At 69.8% G+C, this 473-nt stretch carries 1 protein-coding gene; it reads right to left on the bottom strand.

Annotation, left to right across the window (positions count from 1 at the left end; genetic code table 11):
* The coding region (locus tag RNC47_RS36480) for an aminotransferase class I/II-fold pyridoxal phosphate-dependent enzyme (RefSeq protein ID WP_311605164.1) at nt 1–473 on the bottom strand (473 nt) is incomplete at both ends.

Here is a 473-nt window from a genome sequence, read left to right as displayed (position 1 = left end):
GGCCAGGATCGCAACACTGCCCAGGGTGTCGTCGGCGTGACGCAACGCCGCGCACGCGGCGGCCTGGGTGAGCACGGACAGGTGATACGGCAGGCGCACCAGCAGCAGCGCGTCGATCACCGCGGGCGCCGCGGCCAGATAGCCGAGCCGTCCACCGGCGAACGCGAACGCCTTGCTCATCGTGCGGGTGACGATCAGCTTGGCCGGGAACTCGTCGATCAAGGTGACCGCGCTGGGCTGCGACGAGAACTCGCCGTAGGCCTCGTCGACGATCAGGATCCCACCCGGCATCGCTTGCAGCAGACGGCGCAGGTCCTCGATCGAGACACTCTGGCCCGACGGGTTGTTGGGGCTCGCCACGAACACCACGTCGGGTGTGCGCTCTTCGACCGCGGCGACGGCGGCATCGACGTCCAGCCCGAAGTCTGCCGCGCGGGCCGCCTGCAGCCACTCGGTCTGGGTGCCGTCAGAGA

The organism is Streptomyces millisiae, from assembly GCF_031845425.1.
GTDB lineage: Bacteria > Actinomycetota > Actinomycetes > Streptomycetales > Streptomycetaceae > Streptomyces > Streptomyces millisiae.
Note: the sequence above shows the minus strand (reverse complement) of the source record. Positions and strands in the feature narration are given on the sequence as shown.